General features: G+C 60.7%; 17 protein-coding genes. 7 read left to right on the forward strand and 10 right to left on the reverse strand.

Annotation, left to right across the window (positions count from 1 at the left end; translation table 11 throughout):
• Nucleotides 1-227: 227 nt before the first annotated feature.
• The 4 genes from LGN19_RS09510 to LGN19_RS09525 all read left to right on the forward strand — a co-directional run bounded on the left by LGN19_RS09510 (nt 228) and on the right by LGN19_RS09525 (nt 4,919).
• The gene (locus LGN19_RS09510) at nt 228-1,202 is read left to right on the forward strand and encodes a hypothetical protein (protein ID WP_226214227.1); all 975 of its coding nucleotides are present in this window, start codon (nt 228-230) and stop codon (nt 1,200-1,202) included.
• A gap of 108 nt (nt 1,203-1,310) precedes the next feature.
• Entirely contained in the window at nt 1,311-2,222 is a 912-nt protein-coding gene (locus LGN19_RS09515) for a LysR substrate-binding domain-containing protein (protein ID WP_226214574.1), read from the forward strand.
• Between the two features lie 133 nt (nt 2,223-2,355).
• The gene (locus tag LGN19_RS09520) at nt 2,356-3,672 is read left to right on the forward strand and encodes an MFS transporter (RefSeq protein ID WP_122949060.1); all 1,317 of its coding nucleotides are present in this window, start codon (nt 2,356-2,358) and stop codon (nt 3,670-3,672) included.
• An 11-nt stretch (nt 3,673-3,683) separates the two neighbouring features.
• A complete protein-coding gene (locus LGN19_RS09525; RefSeq protein WP_226214229.1) occupies nt 3,684-4,919 on the forward strand; it encodes a metal-dependent hydrolase family protein in 1,236 nt (411 codons plus the stop codon).
• 162 nt (nt 4,920-5,081) lie between these two features.
• Here LGN19_RS09525 and LGN19_RS09530 read toward each other — a convergent pair whose 3' ends face one another.
• The gene (locus LGN19_RS09530) at nt 5,082-5,261 is read right to left on the reverse strand and encodes a hypothetical protein (protein WP_226214231.1); all 180 of its coding nucleotides are present in this window, start codon (nt 5,259-5,261) and stop codon (nt 5,082-5,084) included.
• A gap of 691 nt (nt 5,262-5,952) precedes the next feature.
• On the opposite strand from LGN19_RS09530, the gene LGN19_RS09535 reads away from it, so the two are divergent.
• Both LGN19_RS09535 and LGN19_RS09540 read left to right on the forward strand, forming a co-directional pair.
• Nucleotides 5,953-6,855: a hypothetical protein gene (locus tag LGN19_RS09535; RefSeq protein ID WP_226214233.1), complete on the forward strand. Its 903-nt coding sequence runs from the start codon at nt 5,953-5,955 to the stop codon at nt 6,853-6,855.
• On the forward strand, nt 6,852-9,188 hold the full coding sequence (locus LGN19_RS09540) for a UvrD-helicase domain-containing protein (protein ID WP_226214235.1): 2,337 nt from the start codon (nt 6,852-6,854) through the stop codon (nt 9,186-9,188). The genes LGN19_RS09535 and LGN19_RS09540 overlap by 4 nt, the downstream gene beginning before the upstream one ends.
• A gap of 150 nt (nt 9,189-9,338) precedes the next feature.
• Here LGN19_RS09540 and LGN19_RS09545 read toward each other — a convergent pair whose 3' ends face one another.
• The 5 genes from LGN19_RS09545 to LGN19_RS09565 all read right to left on the reverse strand — a co-directional run bounded on the left by LGN19_RS09545 (nt 9,339) and on the right by LGN19_RS09565 (nt 15,001).
• A complete protein-coding gene (locus LGN19_RS09545) occupies nt 9,339-11,201 on the reverse strand; it encodes a methyl-accepting chemotaxis protein (RefSeq protein ID WP_226214576.1) in 1,863 nt (620 codons plus the stop codon).
• Between the two features lie 169 nt (nt 11,202-11,370).
• A complete protein-coding gene (locus LGN19_RS09550) occupies nt 11,371-12,042 on the reverse strand; it encodes a flagellar motor protein MotB (protein ID WP_226214236.1) in 672 nt (223 codons plus the stop codon).
• Between the two features lie 39 nt (nt 12,043-12,081).
• On the reverse strand, nt 12,082-12,846 hold the full coding sequence (locus LGN19_RS09555; RefSeq protein WP_174958230.1) for a flagellar motor protein: 765 nt from the start codon (nt 12,844-12,846) through the stop codon (nt 12,082-12,084).
• A gap of 13 nt (nt 12,847-12,859) precedes the next feature.
• A complete protein-coding gene (locus LGN19_RS09560) occupies nt 12,860-14,101 on the reverse strand; it encodes a cyclic nucleotide-binding domain-containing protein (protein WP_226214238.1) in 1,242 nt (413 codons plus the stop codon).
• Between the two features lie 237 nt (nt 14,102-14,338).
• Entirely contained in the window at nt 14,339-15,001 is a 663-nt protein-coding gene (locus LGN19_RS09565; protein WP_226214240.1) for a glutathione S-transferase family protein, read from the reverse strand.
• A gap of 289 nt (nt 15,002-15,290) precedes the next feature.
• Between LGN19_RS09565 and LGN19_RS09570 the strand changes: the two genes are divergently transcribed.
• Nucleotides 15,291-16,646, forward strand: coding sequence for a polyhydroxyalkanoate depolymerase (locus LGN19_RS09570; protein WP_226214242.1), 1,356 nt, complete (start codon nt 15,291-15,293; stop codon nt 16,644-16,646).
• A 106-nt stretch (nt 16,647-16,752) separates the two neighbouring features.
• Here the strand turns inward: LGN19_RS09570 and LGN19_RS09575 are convergent, their stop codons facing one another.
• The 4 genes from LGN19_RS09575 to LGN19_RS09590 all read right to left on the reverse strand — a co-directional run bounded on the left by LGN19_RS09575 (nt 16,753) and on the right by LGN19_RS09590 (nt 19,042).
• Entirely contained in the window at nt 16,753-17,220 is a 468-nt protein-coding gene (locus tag LGN19_RS09575) for a DUF3761 domain-containing protein (protein WP_089432284.1), read from the reverse strand.
• Nucleotides 17,221-17,281: 61 nt separating this feature from the next.
• Nucleotides 17,282-17,419, reverse strand: a complete 138-nt coding sequence (locus LGN19_RS09580; RefSeq protein WP_167347852.1) for an HHHH-motif protein — start codon at nt 17,417-17,419, stop codon at nt 17,282-17,284.
• 327 nt (nt 17,420-17,746) lie between these two features.
• Nucleotides 17,747-18,181: a cupin domain-containing protein gene (locus tag LGN19_RS09585; protein WP_174976763.1), complete on the reverse strand. Its 435-nt coding sequence runs from the start codon at nt 18,179-18,181 to the stop codon at nt 17,747-17,749.
• 93 nt (nt 18,182-18,274) lie between these two features.
• Nucleotides 18,275-19,042 (reverse strand): ABC transporter ATP-binding protein, encoded by a 768-nt coding sequence (locus LGN19_RS09590; RefSeq protein ID WP_174958236.1) that lies wholly within the window; start codon nt 19,040-19,042, stop codon nt 18,275-18,277.
• Nucleotides 19,043-19,073 lie beyond the last annotated feature (31 nt).

The raw sequence follows: 19,073 nt of genomic DNA on the forward strand, positions 1-19,073 counted from the left end.
CAGCGTTGAATGGGGTCACGTCGTTCTCGGGCGAGTGTGTTGTGCGGTCAATCTTCGCATGAATACGGCAGCGCTACAGCGCCCTTTCGGCATGTGATTGCCTTTCAGTCCGCGCCCGTCGTATCGCTTTTTACCGTCTACCGGCCTCCGGGTGGTGGGCAGACACGCCCGCCAGATCGACTACCATATGACAAATCCAATCGGTCTCGACAGCCATCCCGCGCGCCATGACGACACCTTCCGACGACCCCGCCTCGCCCGAACTCGACAGCACGCCGACTCGACCGGACCGGGATGCGGAATCGACGCCGCGGATCATTACGCTGCCGGCGCATCTGCACAGCATCCCTTCCTGCGAAGGCGTTCCCGATCTGTTCAACACCTACCTGGCCAATATCGGGCTGGCGCTGCTGTTCGGCACGATATTCACGGGGCTGCTCGTCGGTCCGTTTTACGACGGTTCCTTTTTCGACAAAGGCCCCATCGTGTTCGTCCTGTGGCTCGCGATACTGGGTGTGTGCGCGTGGGCCGTGAGGATCGTCATTCGCGGCGTGAGACATGCCGGCGCCTGGTTCGAGGTCGACTCGACCGGTTTCCGCTATGGCCTCGGCACACGTCCGGAACCGGCCGCCATCCCGAAAGAACAGTGCGTCGAATGGCGCGAAGCCGTTGCCAACCCCGACCGCCCCTATGACGTCGAATACAACACGGCGTCCGGCGTCACCAGAAGCCCCGCGAACTTCCAGTTCTGGCGACGCGCCACGCGCGAACCCGCCACGGCCTATACGCTGCGCATGAATCTCATCCCGACCGACGCCGACGATGCCATTCGCTGCGCGGGCTTCAAGAATCGTCACGACCTGCTCGTCGCCATTCTGTGCGGCCTCGCGCATCAGGGGCTGCGCTTCGATCGCAATACCTTCATTGCCGCCGGCATTCACCCGGAGACCTGGCTGAAACTCAGGACGCCGTGGCGCAAGGCCGTCGTCTTTTTCTCCATTCTCGCCGCGCTCGGCCTGCTGGCCTTCTTCATCTGGGGGCGCCTCTCCCTGATCTTCTCCTTCGCGATCTGGATCGTTTCGTTTTTATATTATTGCGGCGAGGGAAAGTACGACTTCTCTCCGGATATCAAGAACTATCCGCGAGGGCCGATCGTTTTTCGCATCGACGATCGCGAGACGGCCGACGAAAGCCCGCGTTGAAGCGGCAGGCGACAACCCGAGGGGCGGGCTTTCACCCATGCGCGGGTTTGCGATTCTCTTGTGATCCGCGCTTATGATGTCGCGAGCCACACGACCCTCACGCCCGCCATGCGCATCACGCCCCTGCCGCCCCTCCAGTGCCTCGTCGCGTTCGAAGCCGCCGTGCGGCACGCGAGCTTCACGCGCGCGGCCGCCGAGCTGCACCTGACCCAAAGCGCGATCAGCCGGCAGATCCAGCAGCTCGAGGAATTCCTCGGCCGCTCGCTGTTTGTGCGCGAACATCGTTCGCTGCGCCTGACGATCGCCGGCGAGCAATACGCGGCGCAGGTGCACCATCTGCTCACGCTATGCGCGGAAGCCACGCACGACGTGATGAAGCCCTACGGCGATCTCGAACTGACGATCGCATGCTCGTCCGGCGTGGCGCTGCTGTGGCTCACGCCGCGCCTGCCCGAATTTCGCGCCGCGTATCCGAACATCAAGCTGCGGCTGATCGTGCGCGACGGGCTCGCGTCGATGTCGCCGGCGGAGTTCGACGTGGGCGTCTACTACGTGCGCCAGCAGGCGCCCGCCGAATACACCGCGCGGCGCCTCTTCGACGAGGAAGTGTTTCCCGTCTGCGCGCCGGGCTACCTGGCCGGCCGCACGCTCGACGCGGCCGATCTCGCGCACGAGACGCTGCTGCGCCTCGAGGACGGGCAGCGTCAGTGGATGTCGTGGTCCGAATGGTTCAACCAGAACGACATCGACCGGCAGAAGGCGCAGCCGCAAGACATCACGATCAACTCGTATCCGCAGATCGTGCAGATGACGATTCTCGGCCAGGGCGTGTCGCTCGGCTGGCGCTACATGATCGACGCATGCATCGAGGCCGGGCTGCTCGTGCGCGTGACCGACGCATCCGCGAGCCACGGTGGAGGCTACTACGTGATCTCGCCCAACGACCGCGCGCAGAACCACGCCGCACGCCTGTTCACGCGCTGGCTGTTCGAACAGGCGGAGCGGCAGACGGCGCCCTGACCTACCCTGAACGCGACGCATGCGCCCAGCGCATGCGTGCATGCGAATCTTTCGTTTCAGAAAAAAATCGCGCTGTCCTTAGCATGGGGTTCACGCGGGGCGCCCGTCCCGTCTTCTGACCAAGGAAGAGACCATGCAAGGAACGCTTTCCCCGCGCGCCGCGCCTGCCGTCGATGCGGCAGTGCAGCAGCGCCGCCGCGCCATCGTCGCGACCGTGATCGGCAACGGTCTCGAATGGTTCGATTTCACCGTCTACAGCTTCTTCGCGGTCATCATCGCGAAACTGTTCTTTCCGACCGGCAACGAACTGACGTCCGTGCTGCTGACCGTCGCGACGTTCGGCGTCGGCTTCTTCATGCGGCCCGTCGGCGGCATCGTGCTCGGCATCTACGCCGACAAGGTCGGGCGCAAGGCCGCGCTGTCGCTCACCATCCTCATGATGGCCGCCGGCACCGCGCTCATCGGGCTCGCGCCGACCTACGAACAGGCCGGTATCGCCGCGCCGCTGCTGATCGTCGTCGCGCGGCTGCTGCAAGGTTTCTCGGCCGGCGGCGAGATGGGCGGCGCCACCGCGTTCCTCACCGAATACGCGCCGCCGGAGAAGCGCGCGTACTACTCGAGCTGGATCCAGTCGAGCATCGGCTTCGCCGTGCTGCTCGGCGCCGCGACCGGCACGTTCGTCACGACGTCGCTCGACGTGCAGGCGCTGCATAGCTGGGGCTGGCGACTGCCGTTCCTGCTCGGGATCATCGTCGGGCCCGTCGGCTACTTCATCCGCAGCCATCTCGACGAGACGCCCGCGTTCAGTGCCGTCGAAGCGCAGGCGAAAGAAAGCTCGCCGCTGAAGGAAGTGCTCTCCACCTACCCGCGCGAGACGTTCGCGAGCTTTTCGATGGTCATTCTGTGGACCGTCTGCACCTACGTGCTGCTCTTCTACATGCCGACTTATTCCGTGCGCACGCTGCATCTGCCGCAATCGACCGGTTTCGCGGCCGGCATGGTCGGCGGGCTGATGATCATGTGCTGCTCGCCGATCGTCGGCCGGCTCGCCGACGTGTGGGGACGACGCGTGTTCCTGTCCGGATCGGCGCTTGCCATCTTCGTGCTCGCGTGGCCGATGTTCGCGTGGATCAACCATGCGCCCGGGTTCACGTCGCTGATCGTGTTCCAGGCCGTGTTCGGCGTGCTGATCGCGACCTACACGGGGCCGATCCTCGCAGCGTTCGCCGAACTGTTCCCGACCAAGGTGCTGTCGACCGGGTTGTCCGTCGCCTACAACTTCGCGGTCACGATCTTCGGCGGCTTCGCGCCGTTCCTGATCACGTGGCTCATCGCACGCACCGGCAGCAACATGGCGCCGGCCTTCTACGTGACCCTCGCGGCGGCCGTCAGCTTCATCGGGACGCGCTTCGTGAAGGACGCACGGCGCAACACGTCAACGACTCGATAAGGATCTTCTCCATGACCATTACCGTGCTTCAAGGCGGCAACGTACTCGATCTCGAACGGGGCGTGCTGCTCGACCATCATCATGTCGTGATCGACGGCGACCGGATCGTCGAAGTCACCGATCGGCCGGTGGATTTTCCGAATGCGCTGGTGATCGACGTGCGCGGCAAGACCGTGATGCCGGGGTTCATCGATTGCCATGTGCATGTGCTGGCTTCGAATGCAAATCTCGGCGCGAATGCGACGCAGCCGAATATTCTTGCGGCGATTCGGTCGTTGCCGATTCTCGATGCGATGTTGTCGCGTGGCTTCACCAGTGTGCGTGATGCAGGCGGTGCGGACTGGAGTTTGATGCAGGCGGTCGAGACCGGGCTGGTGTCGGGGCCGCGGATTTTTCCGTCGGGAAAGGCGTTGTCGCAGACCGGCGGACATGGGGACTTTCGGCCGCGCGGGGATTTGCTGGAGCCTTGCTCGAGCTGTTTCAGGACGGGGGCGATTGCTCGGGTGGTGGACGGGGTTGAGGGTGTGCGGCTCGCGGTACGTGAAGAAATTCAGAAAGGCGCGACGCAGATCAAGATCATGGCGTCAGGGGGCGTTGCTTCGCCGACCGATCCGATTGCGAACACGCAGTATTCGGAGGATGAGATTCGGGCGATCGTGGATGAAGCCGAGGCTGCGAATACTTATGTGATGGCACATGCGTATACGGGGCGGGCGATTGCACGGGCGGTGCGCTGTGGGGTGAGGACGATTGAGCATGGGAATCTTGTGGATGAGGCTGCGGCGAAGCTGATGCATGAGCATGGGGCGTTTGTGGTGCCCACGCTTGTCACTTATGACGCGCTTGCCAAACACGGCGCGGAGTTCGGGATGCCGCCCGAATCGGGCGCAAAGGTGGCTTCCGTTCAGCAGAAAGGGCGCGAATCGCTGGAAATCTATGCGAACGCCGGCGTGAAGATGGGGTTCGGGTCGGATCTGCTCGGGGAAATGCACGCATTCCAGTGCGGAGAGTTTCGGATTCGGGCGGAGGTGCTGGGGAATCTGGAAGCGCTCAGGTCGGCGACGACCGTGGCGGCGGAGATCGTCAACATGGAGGGGCAGCTCGGGGTGGTTGCGGCGGGAGCGATCGCGGATCTGGTCGTGCTCGATGGGAATCCGCTTGAGGATATCGGCGTGGTGGCCGGTCAGGGGGAGCGCGTCGAATATGTGTTGCAGCGGGGGAAGATCGTAAAAGTGCGGGCGGGTTAGGGTTCGCGGTTGCGTGGGTCCCTCCGCATACACCAGTCACGACAATCGTTAAAGGTGAGCATCAACACGGACACGGCTCCCGCAATAGCCCCCCGCTCTCGGTTGTGTTCGGGCCGAAATAGCAATCCTGCAACAAGGGCCGCGCGAAGCGGCCCTTGTTGATTATGACTGTTCCTCTTCTTGGGCAGCCGCACCGTAAGGCTGCTCTCGCCAGTTCAGCGCGCTCCGATCAGGTTTGATGGTGATGATCCGAAGATCGAAATCGAATACGAGATATACGCGATCACCTGGTAGGAATCCGAACATATCGAAATGCGCGTCGATGGCGCGCATCCATGGCATGTACGGCTGGCCCTCCTGCGGAAGGTCCGGTTTGTTGTCGAGGATCAGTTCAACCTCGGGATACCGTTTGAGCTTCTTTGGACATCTTAATATAGGCGTTATCCATTGCCGACTCCTTGTGTGAGTTGGTGGTGGTCAGCGGGTCGTATGGGTTGCCGCCCATGCGGCCCGCGCTTCTTTGATGCCTTGGGTTTCCCCTTCTTTCTCCTCTTCCCCTGTGTCTTGTTGGTCAAAACGAGCTTTTCGACCGTCGTGGCGAAGGGGGATGCGTTCAACTTTCGATGGTCTAGAGGCGAGGCCTCATGACCAGTGTAGTTGGGCTGGCATCTCAGAAATGGGGAATTGAAGGGAATTGGCCGTTAGGTAGAGGGAGACGTGTTGCGAGGGTTTGCAATCGGTGCGGTACTGGCGCTTTTAATCAATCACACTATGTCGACCACACCTTGCCTGGTCTATCCAGAAACTCGTCGGACATCACTTATTAGACAACCTCATGGATGAAGCAATTCGACAGTTTTCGCACAAGACTCTATTGCAATAGCGACTTCGCTCGCAAATAGTCACACCCATCAAAATTCAACCTCAAGATAAGAATCATGGTTTACCCGATTCATCATTCGGAATAGCTCTAACGCCACACTTTTCATCGACAGTGGTGTACAGTCCCTTAGAGACCACACCACAAAAAAATATGCCACCAAACCTCCCGATAGGTGCAAACGACTATTACGATTCAAATCCCGAAACTCAGCACTCCGCCGGAGATATCTGGGTAAACCTCCCGACCTACGGGTTACTTGGGATGCGTCGTCGCGCGGGAATTGTAATTACCCCTCCCTGCGATCTTGCACAAGGAAAAGTAGAAACAATCACTTATCTACCAATCATAAGTTTGAGCAGCTATTTCTCCACGAGCGCATTTCTACCCGTGGTGATGCGGGAATTACGTGGACAGCTAACCACATTGAACATCGGTGACTTAGCTACATCGAACGGCCGCTTCTCACCCCCACCAATCGACACAATAATTCGCACGGAAGTGAAGCTAAATGACCTCACATCCGACACAAAAACCGGATTAAAAGAAAAATCGGCCGCCGAAAAATCAATTGCCTGTATTGAAATATTAAAGAAAATTCACGATGGCGAATTATCTGAATGCGACGCGAAATTGATATGCAACGCACTCGGAACAAAATCAGCAAAAACACTCTACGAGAATATAATAAAAAATTCACACTCCATCGACTTACATTTTCTCCCAAAAGACAACCAACCAATAGAGTGGTCGGCAATCGACTCTCACTCGTTAGTTCTTTTTCGCTATCCGATTACTGCCCCTGTCGATTTATTCGATGAAGCGCAAGAAATCGCGACCCGAGATTGGCATTCCTCCGTCGCGAAAGTGGCAAAAAAAGTTCCAGCCGCGGCTGCATTTGCAGAGATTCGACCAATGAAGCGGGCGGTACTAAAAAGTGGCTTTTTTGCCGACCTACTTACCAGATATGCTGCCATGCATGTTCGCGTCGGCTCACCAGATTTTACTCAGACAACAATCGGAAACTACATTTCTGACCTTGGATTTCCAAAATGAAATATTTTGCAATCACCCAACCGACAGCCGATTGGTTACTGAGCAAGCCAACTGTAGTCGATGAGTTAGTGCGCTTTTCATTAAACCCAAGCTCGAGCGACAACTTAATAGGAAAAGAATTTTCACAAGGTCCCGCGCGCCTTGCTGGCACAACAAACGGTGAAGTTCTAGCATTTTGGAATATTGACTATTTAAGCGGCACCGGAGCAGAAGCTTGGGGATTTATTAGATTAGACTCAGCTGCCGGCTTAGCAAACAGACCCGAAATTTCCCGTGAGGTGTTTGAGCGCTGCTTATATGTTCTCAATCAACGCTTACGCGGTTATCGAATTGATGGTGCATTTATTCATCGATCCTATGCCAATGGCACTCATACTTGTTTGGCTGGACGGGGCTCTACCGCGCGCCAGTATAGCGTCGGCTTCATCGAGAGAAATATCGACGCAGTTAGCACCGGCAATAGGGCATTTGTCTGCGCTGGCCCCATGCACGACTTCAACAAGCTTTCAGAAACCGCAGAGCAGGAATTCTCTCACATCAACTCTCTTTACCGGGATGTATCCGACATCTTAATGTCACCACGCAGGATTCCTGCCGCGGATCAAAATGACTTGAAAGGTTTATCCGATGCACTATCAACATTCACATGGCTGGATGGAGGCCACTGGGACGAATATGCCAACGTCGAAGTTAGCGCATCGGATCGGGCTTTCGCCAGTGTAGATTTAATCAAATCAATCGGCCTAAGCTTCGATCAGTGGCTAGATTCAACGAGTCCATTGTCAAACAATCAACGTCGCATCTTGAACTCTCAGGCAATTGATTTGCATCCTTTACGCATTGTCGGGCCAGGGGGATCTGGGAAAACCCTACTCATGCAATTGCTCGCACTTAGATGCTTAGACATTGCAAAAAAAAGAAATACTCCGGTGCGCGTACTTTACATAGCTCATAACGCAGCCATGGCAACGAAGGTCATCGAGAAATTCGACGTCCTCGAGAATGGATCTGAGATGAGGGGTACCAACAGGATCATTGACGTAATGACCCTAACCGAATACGGCATCCAACAACTAGGACTAGAATTCTCATCCATTATTGACCCTGATGCCGAGGCCGCCAAAGAATTTCAGTTTAATGAGTTAACGTCCTCGATCGGACAAGCATTTATAGACATGGAAGTAGTTGTACGAAACAGCACATTACTATCCGAGATAAAAAGAGAACCGGATTTAATGCGCCCATTCGTAAAACTTGCCATGGCCGAAATCTCCAGTGCCATCAAAGGACATGGACTGGAAAATGACAAGCGTCGATACGTAGAATCCGAACAGCAACTGAGTCGCCTACATGGATTGCTCAGCGAAAGCGAAAGACTTTTTATGTTCTACGTGTTCGAGCGCTATCGAGCTACCATATTTGAAGGACTTCAAGTTCTTGACACTGACGATATCGCCTTGTCGCTTCTAGGCAGGCTGCGCACGCCAATATGGGAACTGAAAAGAAAAGACCTTGGGTACGATTACGTATTTGTTGACGAGACCCAGCTGTTCAACGAAAACGAACGCAGAGTATTTCCATTCCTGACAAACGGAAAATCTCAACACGTCCCCATAGTCCTTGCACTCGACGAGGCGCAAGACATATATGGTCAATCAAGCGCCGGTTTCGCCTCGCTTGGAATTACAGGCATGGCCAGTGAAAATCTATCATCTATTCATCGCTCAACTCGTGATATTGTTAGATTGGCATTCTTCGTTATTCAGCGAAGCACGGACCTCTTCGGGGCTGATTTCCCGGACTTCACCGGCATAGCAGATAAAATGGAGGATGAAAACCATCCTCTTGTTGCTCGACCGAAAGTCGAAATTGGCGGAGCCGAAAGTAAATTAGGGAAATTTGTTCTGCGACGCATCCGCGACCTTCGCAAAGCAAACATCCGTCAAATAGGAGTAATTTGCCACGCAGATCAATACTGGGATGATGTCCTGAGTGCACTACGCGGAACAGATCTGCCCCTTCAGGTGCTGGAAGAGCGCGGCGTAAGATTGCCGCCGACTCAACCTCTGGTCGTTCTAACTAGGCCCGCATATGTCGGCGGGCAAGAGTTTGACGCCGTTGTCGCCGTCGGGTTGGAGCAAGGAGTTGTACCACCCCGTGTCTCTAACAACGATGCGCTTGCTACTGCGATTGAGCAGCAGACTCTTCGTGAACTCTACCTTACTATCACAAGGGCCAGATTTCGCCTCGTCATCCCGCTATCGACGGGCGCAAGTCCGTCCTCTGTACTCCAAGACGCGATCCAAGCAGGGTTACTTGACATGGCAACCTGAGAATAAATAGTTAACCAAATGATCACATCCTTTTATTTCGCTAAATAATCGCGATAGCGCAACTATGAGCGCCTGAATGGCAAAGCGGCTGCCGTGACTCCACGGTAGCCGTCCTTCAATAGCGACACATTCTAAAGCGTCACCAAGACTTTACTCATCCACCTTGAAAGCCGACACCAGCCGGGTCAATTCTGCCGCCTGCTGCTTCAAGCTCGCCGCAGCCGCCGCGCTTTCCTCCACCAGCGCAGCATTCTGCTGCGTCATCTGATCGAGCGACTGCACCGCATCGCCAATCTGATCGATCCCGGCACTCTGCTCCAGGCTCGCTTCGGCGATCTCGCTCATCATCGCGCTGACGCCTTGAACCTGCGAGACAACATCGCGCATCACCTTCCCGGCCTCACTCACCAGCCGCGACCCGGTATTCACCGTCCCCGCGCTATGCTCGATCAGCACCTTGATTTCCTTCGCCGCCTGCGCACTACGCTGCGCCAGATTCCGCACTTCCGAAGCCACCACCGCAAATCCGCGCCCCTGCTCGCCAGCCCGCGCCGCTTCCACAGCCGCATTCAGCGCAAGAATATTCGTCTGAAACGAGATACTGTCGATCATCACGATGATCTCGGAGATCCGCTGCGACGCGTCGCTGATCTCCTGCATCGTGGTCACGACTTCACCCACCACTTGCCCGCCGCGCGCCGCCGTATCGGAAGCACCGTTGATCATCTTCGCGGCCGTCGTCGCCGTTTCGGTGTTGTTCCGCACCACGGCCGTGATTTCTTCCATCGACGAAGCCGTGCGTTCCAGGTTGCTCGACTGCCCTTCGGTACGTTCGCTGAGATCCGCATTCCCCGTCGCAATCTGCGCCGACCCGGTCGCAATCGACGAGGAAGCCGCGCGAATGCTATGAACCAGCGTAGACAGCGACGACACGAACCGGTTGAACGCATCCGACAACTGCCCGATCTCGTCCTGGCTCTCAACCGTCATCCGGCGCGTGAGGTCACCCTGACCGCTGGCGATCTCCGACAGCAGCGTCGCCGCGCGACGAATCGGCGCGGCAATCGCACGACCCACCAGCCAGATCACGAGCAGCGCGACACCAAGCCCCACCACCGCCGCAACCAGCGCCGCGCTGCGAATCGCACGCGTCACCGGCCCGAGCAGTTCCGCCTGCGGCACCTCGACGACCACATACGCATTCAACTCCGGAATGAACGACGTCGCGATGAAACGCGCGCCGCCGTCGCCGTTGTAGCTCAGGTACGCATACGGCTGACCGGCCAGCAGCGTCGACGACGCATCGCCCGGCAACCCCTGCTGGTCCTTCATGAAATGCTTCCCATCGATCAGCGCCGTATCGCGATGCATCATGATCGCGCCATCAGGACGCACGAGATACGCGAACCCGGTCTCGCCGATCCGATAGGCAGCAATACCCTTCGCGAGCGCATCGACGGACAAGCTCATACACGCCGCACCGATCGGCACACCGTCGAGCTCGACACGACTGTTGATGAACATCATGTAACCGCCGACCGTCACCTCACGGTCCATGTTCACGTCGAACGCCTTGCCGGACGACAAAAAGCCGGTCAGCCACTGATCCTTGTCAGTCACCTTCCGCTGCAGCCCGGACTCGTTGTAGTAGTTGCCACTCTTCACAGACACCCACTGCACCGACGCAGCCTTCTGCTCATCCTTCACGTTCTTCGCGAGCTGGATCCAGTTGCGCGTGCCGGCATCAGGCTCGCCGTCAGCTTCCCATTGCAGCAGGAACGCATCGCGCGCGAGAATCCGCGAAGCAGCGATCGGCCCGGCCATCTGCCGCTGCACGTCGGCGCGGATACCATTGACGGCCGTCGGCAGCTCTTCGCGGACGACGCGATCGCGCACCGCGTTGCCGATCAGACGGAGGCTGAGTCCGCTCGAGATCGCGACGAACACGAGCAGGCAGCTCGTCATGCTGAGAATCAGCTTGTTCTGTATGGAAAGCTTGCGCCAGAAATGCATGGGGAACCCTCGATAACCGCTCGGTCTGAGCCAGTTTGGGTTATCGGCATGCACGCGCAGAACCGCATCGCTGATTTCAGATGTTCATCATGCGAGATTCGTTATGTTCTTGTCAGGTGGGCGTAGGCGGCCGCCTATAGATGCGCGAACAACAAAAATTCAGCGCCAATCAGTATGCAACGAAGATCGTGACCCGCCGGTTTCGCGCCCGTGCGGCCGCATCGTCACCCGCGACGAGCGGCTGCGTATCGGCGCGCCCGATCGCCGCGAGCCGGTGCGGGGCGACGCCGCGCTCGGTCAGGTAACGCACGACGCTCCCCGCGCGCGCCGACGACAGCTCCCAGTTCGATTCGTATTTCGCGTTCGCGATCGGCACGCTGTCGGTATGCCCTTCGACGAGAATGTCGCCGGTCGCGTGATCGCTCAGTGCCTGCGCGATCTGGTTCAGCACGGGCGACGAATCGGGCAACAAGCGTGCATCGCCGACATTGAACAGGATCTTCGCGTCGATACCGATCTCCACGCCATGGGGCGCTTTCACGAGCGAGATCCGGCCGTTCGACTTCAACGAATCTAGCAACGCGAGCCAGGGCGGCGAGTGCTCAGGCGTCACGGCAGCGGCAGCGGATGCGCTCGCCGCGCTTTCGGCATGCCGCGCGAGCGTCTGGTACCGCGCATCGAGTGCGTTGTATTTCGCGAGCTGGAGCACATACAGCGCGAGAAACAGCACCATCAGCGTCGTGATGAGATCCGCGTACGAAATCAGCCAGCGGCCGGATTGCGCGCCGTCGTGTTCGTCGTCGCGATCGGCAGCGGAGGCGCCGTCAGTTCGAGCAGTCATGCGGTTGGAATTCCGGGTTCGTCGTGCGACGCACGCTCATCACGCGAGCGACTCGGCCGCGCGCCCGCGCACGTCGCCGGTCAGGCGCGTTTCGATCGTATGCGGCGACTCCTTGCGCGAAATCGCCAGCAAGCCGTCGAGATACAGCTTGCGAAACCGCAGCTCGCTGTCGATCTGCGCGCGCAGCTTGCCGTAAAGCGGCAGGAACACGAGGTTGGCGAACGCCAGCCCGTACAGCGTCGCGATGAATGCAACCGCGATGCCCGGCCCGAGCTGCGCCGGTTCGAGAATATGGCTCGTCACCTGCACGAGCCCGAGCACCGACCCGAGAATGCCGAACGTCGGCGCATAGCCGCCGGCCTGCTGCCACACGCGCGCGGCGGCCAGGCGGCTGCGTTCGTAGGCGTCGAGTTCGCGCTGCAAGGCATCCTCGAGCACGGCGGTCGACACACCGTTCGCCAGAAGTTCGAGCCCGCGGCGTGCGAACGGATGGATGCCGCTCACGTCCATCGATTCGAACGCGAGCAGCCCGTCGAGCTTCGCGCGGTCGCCCCATTCGAGCAGGTCGGACAGGTTCTTGCGATCGACCTCGCGCGCACTCACGAATGCGAGCCGCAACTGCTTCACCGCGTCGAAGAAGCGCGCCCAGGTGTTCTGGATCATCACCGCGCCGAGTGTGCCGCCGAGCACGATCACGAGCGCCTCGAACTGGAACAGCATCGAGAAATGCCCGCCTTCCAGCGCGAAACCGAACACGATCGCAGCGCCCCCAAGCACCACGCCGGCCAGCGTCAACAGATCCATGTGCGCCCCCTTGTCATGCATCCGATGCCGACGCGACGGGCGCTGCGCCCGCCGCCGGCGCCTTCGCCGCGCGAACGGCATCCAGCACGCGCTGCTCGATGTCCTCGATCTCGACCGGATCGAGCTTGAGCTCGCGTCGCATCACCCACGACACCTCGTTGCGCCGCGCCTCGGTCATCACGGAGAACAGCTTGTCGGCCACCGCGCGATCGTCGAGATTCGCGATCAGCTTCGCGAGATCGTAGGTATCGAACGCGCTGATGACGTCGAACAGCGTGCGCTGGTCGATCGACACGAGATCCTCCAGCGAGCGCACCTCGCCACGACGCGCATTGCGTCGCGAGAAGTACGCGACACCCTTCTGTTCGACGTAACTGAGCACCTTCGATTTGCGGAACGCAAACACTTCGTCGGCGATTTCGCCGTTCGACAGCTTGTTGAGCAGCATGGTCTTCTCGACGCCGATCAGCGACTCGAGATCGGCCAGCTCGATGAGTTCGAGTTCGCTGTTGATCGACAGGTCGAGATCGTGATCGGCAACCTGTTGCGCACGATCGATCACGCGCGCGGCGTCGAACGTGACGACCTGGCGCGCGTCCGACGACGCCGCATAGTCGGTTGCCCCGCCCGCATGGTCCGCCTGCGCGGCTTCGATCGTGACGAGATTGAGCTTCTCCATGCGTCGCAGCATCGCGAGCACGTGCGGCCGCGAGTGGCCGGCAATCGCGCGGCATTTGCGGATTACGTCAGCGAGCGGCACCGAGGTTTCGGCCGCATGGGCCTGCATCGGCCGGCGCGTCCACGCATCGCCGCCCTCGCGCGCCTCGGTGCCCGCCATCAGCGCCAGCACATGCGCATACGACAGCACGCCCGGCATGAAGTCGGCGTGCGTATAGGTCGCGAGCTGGTCGTCCTTGCGCTTCACGCGCCGGATCATCGTCCGCACGATGTGGCGCAGCAGCGCCGACACGCGCTCGATTTCTTCGTCGAGCGTGCCGACCGGCACGACCGTGAGCTGACAGAATGAAAGCGCCTTCGCGGTCTGGGCACGCGGCTCGGCCCCGAGCAGCGCCGACTCACCGAAGAACTCGCCACGGCCGAGCGTCGCGACGACGACGCGCTTGTCGTCGCAGCGCGTGGACAGCTCGACCTTGCCGTCGGTGATCAGAAAGATGACGGGCTCGCCCGCGAACCCCTCGGCGTAAATGATTTCCCCGGGCGCCGCCGTACGCGTCCACGATTGCTGACGATTCAAGTCGATTCCCCTGCTGCGCTGAATGTTGCGGACTGCGCGTCGCAGGTCGGAAGCATGCGATCGCGAGTCATCCCCGTGACCCGTTTACGTCATCGGGCTCAACATCCTTTAGGGAATTCGTCCTCGTTTCGACGCGAAATCAAGGTAAAACGTTTGCGAGGCTCGAAGCCACACCAAAAAGTTCGTTTCGATGCGTATTCGTGTAGTGCAATTGAAAGCGCCAAGCCACTCCGCGCGTCAGAACTCCATGTCGAGTTCGTCGATGTCTTCGTGCTCCGCCTTCGCCGCCTCGATCCACTCCGCGACGAACGGATGCGCGAGCACCCGCATGCAGTACTCGGCCACATCGGGCTCCAGTTTCACGTCGTAGGTCAGGAAGCGCGTGACGACCGGCGCATACATCGCGTCGGCGATGCCGATCTCCGCGCCGAACAGCCAGGGGCCGCCGTACGCGGCCAGGCACTCGCGCCAGATCGTCACGATCCGCTGGATGTCGTGCTGCGCGCGCGACCAGATCCGGAAGCCGGGGAAATGCGCGCGCAGGTTCATCGGCAACGCGGATCGCAACGCGCTGAAACCGGAATGCATCTCGCCGCAGATCGAGCGGCAATGCGCGCGGGCTTGCCGTTCTTCCGGCAACAGCCGCGCCTGTGGCCGGATCTCGTTCAGGTATTCGGCGATCGCGAGCGTGTCCCACACCGTGTTGCCGTCGTGCGTCAGGCACGGCACGAGAATCGACGGCGACAGCAGCAGCAACTCCGCGCGCGACGCGGCATCGATCGGCACGCTGACCGTCTCGAACACAATCCCGCTCAGCTTTGCGAGCAGCCAGCCGCGCATCGACCACGACGAGTAATTGCGGCTGCTGATGGTCAACGTCGTCTGTCCGGTGACTTCCATGTCGCTCCCCTGTCCAAAGCCGTTCGTGCCCCTGCACCGAAAACGGACGCCACGCGGCGTCATCCGCACCATGCCGGTGCGGCACATTCGCCGAACTGGCGCAACGCCGCACACTGGCGCGGCACGTGCCGCACGCCAGATCGGCATGGCCACGCATCGCGTGCCGTTGCCGGTTGTCGCGTGCGGCCTGCGTCGCCGCGCTCCCGAACCACGTGCAACGCGCGTGCCAGCCGCGGGCTGGCACATGGCTTGCCTCGTTCGATGCAACGCGGCACAACGAGCGACGGTCATGAATCTGCTTGCCTATCCGTTCTATCAATGGTCTGCCGAATGCACGCGCCCGGCGCGCGCATGGGCCGCCGCCGCACGCGCGACGATGTCGCTGTGGCCGCCCGCCACCGCGACGCCGACCGGCCGCATGCTCGACGCGCTGTGCGAACTGCTCGAATGCTGCGCGTTCTCGCACCGGCGTCCGCCGTTCGGCATCGCGTCGATCGTCGTCGACGGCGAAACGGTGCCGATCGTCGAGGAGGCCGCCGCGGCAACGCCGTTCGGCACGCTGCTGCATTTCCGCAAGGCGCTGCCGGTTGCGCGCCAGCCGCGCGTGCTGATCGTTGCGCCGATGTCCGGGCATTTCGCGACGCTGCTGCGCGGCACGGTGCATACGATGCTGGCCGACCACGACGTGTACATCACCGACTGGCACAACCCGCGCGACATCCCGCTGACGGCCGGACGATTCGGCTTCGACGAATACGTGATGCACGTGATCGACTTCATCCACCAGATCGGCCCGGACGCGCATGTGCTCGCGATCTGCCAGCCGACCGTCGCCGCGCTCGCGGCGGTCGCGCTGATGGCCGCCGGCGGCGATCCGGCGCAGCCCGCGAGCCTGACGCTGATGGCGGGGCCGATCGACTGCCGCGTGAATCCGACGAAGGTCAACGCGCTCGCGACGAGCCAGCCGATCGAATGGTTTGCGCGGAACCTGATCAGCGTCGTGCCGGCGGGCTTCGTCGGGGCGCAGCGCTGCGTGTATCCGGGCTTCGTGCAGGTCGGCGCGTTCATGTCGATGAATCCGGATCGCCATGCGGCATCGTTCGCCGACATGTACTACGAGCGCGCAAAAGGCGATCCGGCGAAAGCCGACACGCTGCGGCACTTCTACGACGAATACTTCGCCACCGCCGATCTCACTGCCGAGTTCTATCTGGAAACGGTCGAGAAGGTGTTCCAGCAATACGCGCTCGCGCGTGGCGAGCTGACGGTCGGCGACCGGCTCGTCGAACCGGCGGCGATTCATCGCACCGCACTGTTGACGATCGAAGGCGAGAAGGACGATATCTGCGCAGTGGGCCAGACGGTGGCCGCGCAGGAACTGTGTTCGGGGTTACCACCGTATCTGAAGACGCACCACGTGCAGACTGGAGCGGGCCACTACGGTGTGTTCAACGGCAGCCGATGGGAAACGCAGATCTACCCGATCGTGCGGGCGACGATCCATGACAACGAGCCGTACGATCGCACCGCGGGTGCGGAAGGCAACGCGGACGGCACGCACTACGTGACGCTGCGCGCGCTGCTCGATGCCCGCGCAACCGCGCACGATGCAGCGACCGACACGCAATCGAATCACGCCCACTGAAGCCGGACGGCACTGAAAATGAAACGCCCCGCCGGGGAAGGCGGGGCGTGAGGTGCAGCAGCGTGCGGACGACGCGCGAGGAAGCGGCCTCGCGCGTCAGCCTGCGTTACGAACAGGCCTTGCCGTGCGACGCGTGGTAGCCCTTCGCCTTCGCGTCGGCTTCCGACATGTAGCTGCCGTGCTTCGTCTTGCCGTAGTACTTGTCGGTCGAGCAGTGATAGACCTTCGTGCTGTCGTTGGCCCACACCTTGCCCGCGCCGCCGCCCGGTGCTGCCGCCGCGGTCGTCGCGGCCGCGCTCTTCGCCGGCGCGGTGCCGGATGCAGGGGCTGCGGAGGCTGCCGTTGCCGGCGCTGCGGCCGGTGCGCTCGCGGCTGCCGCCGACGATGCGCCGTACCAGGTCTTCACACCCTTGTGGCCCGCGCATGCGCCCTTCTTCGACGCGCCCGAGTAGAACGAGCCGTCCTTGCACAGACCGGTCGTGCCGGCCGGCGCGCTGGCCGGAACCTGCGCGAACGCACCGATCGACATACCCATGCCGGCGACCAGCGCGGCGATCAACATCGTCTTTTTCATAGTCCTCTCCTGATTTGCCTGAATGAAGAATGCGTTCCGGGGATCCCCGGGAAAGTCGCGGTTACCGCACCCAGCGGCACACGCGATGGTGGTGGTGATCGAAATGACACACACGGTGCGAATGCGCTTCGGCCAGTGCCGGAGCAAGAACGGCACATGCCACTGCGGTGGCCGTCAGGATCTTCGCGATGCGCTTCATGAAACTCTCCCGGGTAAGTCAACCGGTGATCCGGCTGGTACTTCCTTAACGCCGGTCGTCGACAGGCCGTGCACCGCATCCACCCGCAATTGACGATCTTTGACAACGCGGCGCTGTCGACGGATCGAAGCTGACGAATGCCTTTCCTTTCTTTCCAGATCTTCAGCTTCGCAACCATTCGGAATTCGAAAGAATGTGACGAAGGGGCAAGCGGATCGCAGGTGCGAGCAGAACGCACGGAAGCTTTTGTGGAACGCGCAACGAAAAAACCGCCCGAAGGCGGTTTATCGCAAGTGGACAGATGATGCTTGTCGGGAAATCACGAAGCTATGCCCCCACCTCCCCCCACGGCGTCGGCGGCGGCACGGCGCACGGCCCTTCGACGTCGATCGACTTGAAATCGGCGGGCCCGACGATCTCCAGGTACTCCATGTCCGGCGAGTAGTCGAACAGGTAGTGGACGATTCCCGGCGCCTGATGCACGCAGTCGCCGGCGCTCACCAGCGTCTCGCGCTCGCCGTACATGAAGCGCGCCCAGCCCTTCAGCATGATCACGATATGGAACTCGGCCTCGTGGCGGTGCCAGCCGGTGCCCGCCTCCGGTGCATGATTCGCCCTGACGAGCTGCGCGACGACCTTGCCGTTCGTCGCGGCCGCGATACCGAGATCGCGATAGAGGAAGAAATCGCGCAGGCCTTCGCCGTGATAGGCGGTGTCCTGCGGCTTTACATGGGAAAAGGCAGTGGTGGTGGGTGTGCTCATCGCGGTGCTCCTTCATCGAAAGGATCACGCGTGACAAGCATTTAGCGTTCCAGTGTGCGGCGTCCCGGGCAGTCCGCGACGCCGCCAGCCGGCTTACTTCAACCGCCCCGACAGGAACTGCCCGAGCCGTTCGCTCTTCGGATTCACGAGAATCTCTTGCGGATCCCCTTCCTCCTCGATCTTCCCTTGGTGCAGGAAGATCACGTGATTCGACACGTTGCGTGCGAAGCCCATCTCGTGCGTGACGACGACCATCGTACGCCCTTCCTCCGCGAGCTTCTGCATCACCTTCAGCACTTCGCCGACGAGCTCCGGATCGAGCGCCGACGTCGGCTCGTCGAACAGCATCACTTCCGGCTCCATCGCGAGCGCACGTGCGATCGCGACGCGCTGCTGCTGGCCGCCCGACAGATGCGACGGATACATCCCCTCGACACGCGGCGCGAGGCCGACCTTCTCGAGATACTTGCGCGCCCGCGCGATCGCTTCGTCCTTGCTGACGCCGAGCACGGCCATCGGCGCTTCGATCACGTTCTCGAGCACCGTCATGTGTGCCCACAGGTTGAAGTGCTGGAACACCATCGACAGCTTGGTGCGCATCCGCTGCAGCTGCTTCTGGTCGGTCACGCGCAGCGAGCCGTTGCGGTCGCGCGTGGTCTGGATCGGCTCGCTGCCGATCGTTATCTGCCCGGAGCACGGCTGCTCGAGGAAGTTGATGCAGCGCAGGAACGTGCTCTTGCCGGAGCCGCTCGAGCCGATGATGCTGATCACGTCGCCGGCCTTCGCCTTCATCGACACGCCCTTCAACACCTCGTTGTCGCCGAACTTCTTGTGCAGGTTGTCAACGGTGAGCTTGTACATGCTTGGTCCTTCCTTGCGAATCTTGCGAAAG

The sequence above is a fragment of the Burkholderia sp. AU30198 genome (assembly GCF_020419825.1).
Classification (GTDB): domain Bacteria; phylum Pseudomonadota; class Gammaproteobacteria; order Burkholderiales; family Burkholderiaceae; genus Burkholderia.

Excerpts from the sequence above, each read along its gene's own strand:
- LGN19_RS09510 (WP_226214227.1), top strand. The coding sequence starts at position 228 with ATGACGACACCTTCCGACGACCCCGCCTCGCCCGAACTCGACAGCACG.
- LGN19_RS09575 (WP_089432284.1), bottom strand. The coding sequence starts at position 17,220 with ATGAAAAAGACGATGTTGATCGCCGCGCTGGTCGCCGGCATGGGTATG.
- LGN19_RS09570 (WP_226214242.1), top strand. The coding sequence starts at position 15,291 with ATGAATCTGCTTGCCTATCCGTTCTATCAATGGTCTGCCGAATGCACG.
- LGN19_RS09580 (WP_167347852.1), bottom strand. The coding sequence starts at position 17,419 with ATGAAGCGCATCGCGAAGATCCTGACGGCCACCGCAGTGGCATGTGCC.
- LGN19_RS09520 (WP_122949060.1), top strand. The coding sequence starts at position 2,356 with ATGCAAGGAACGCTTTCCCCGCGCGCCGCGCCTGCCGTCGATGCGGCA.
- LGN19_RS09550 (WP_226214236.1), bottom strand. The coding sequence starts at position 12,042 with ATGACTGCTCGAACTGACGGCGCCTCCGCTGCCGATCGCGACGACGAA.
- LGN19_RS09515 (WP_226214574.1), top strand. The coding sequence starts at position 1,311 with ATGCGCATCACGCCCCTGCCGCCCCTCCAGTGCCTCGTCGCGTTCGAA.
- LGN19_RS09525 (WP_226214229.1), top strand. The coding sequence starts at position 3,684 with ATGACCATTACCGTGCTTCAAGGCGGCAACGTACTCGATCTCGAACGG.
- LGN19_RS09555 (WP_174958230.1), bottom strand. The coding sequence starts at position 12,846 with ATGGATCTGTTGACGCTGGCCGGCGTGGTGCTTGGGGGCGCTGCGATC.
- LGN19_RS09590 (WP_174958236.1), bottom strand. The coding sequence starts at position 19,042 with ATGTACAAGCTCACCGTTGACAACCTGCACAAGAAGTTCGGCGACAAC.
- LGN19_RS09585 (WP_174976763.1), bottom strand. The coding sequence starts at position 18,181 with ATGAGCACACCCACCACCACTGCCTTTTCCCATGTAAAGCCGCAGGAC.
- LGN19_RS09530 (WP_226214231.1), bottom strand. The coding sequence starts at position 5,261 with ATGCCATGGATGCGCGCCATCGACGCGCATTTCGATATGTTCGGATTC.
- LGN19_RS09545 (WP_226214576.1), bottom strand. The coding sequence starts at position 11,201 with ATGCATTTCTGGCGCAAGCTTTCCATACAGAACAAGCTGATTCTCAGC.
- LGN19_RS09565 (WP_226214240.1), bottom strand. The coding sequence starts at position 15,001 with ATGGAAGTCACCGGACAGACGACGTTGACCATCAGCAGCCGCAATTAC.
- LGN19_RS09535 (WP_226214233.1), top strand. The coding sequence starts at position 5,953 with ATGCCACCAAACCTCCCGATAGGTGCAAACGACTATTACGATTCAAAT.
- LGN19_RS09540 (WP_226214235.1), top strand. The coding sequence starts at position 6,852 with ATGAAATATTTTGCAATCACCCAACCGACAGCCGATTGGTTACTGAGC.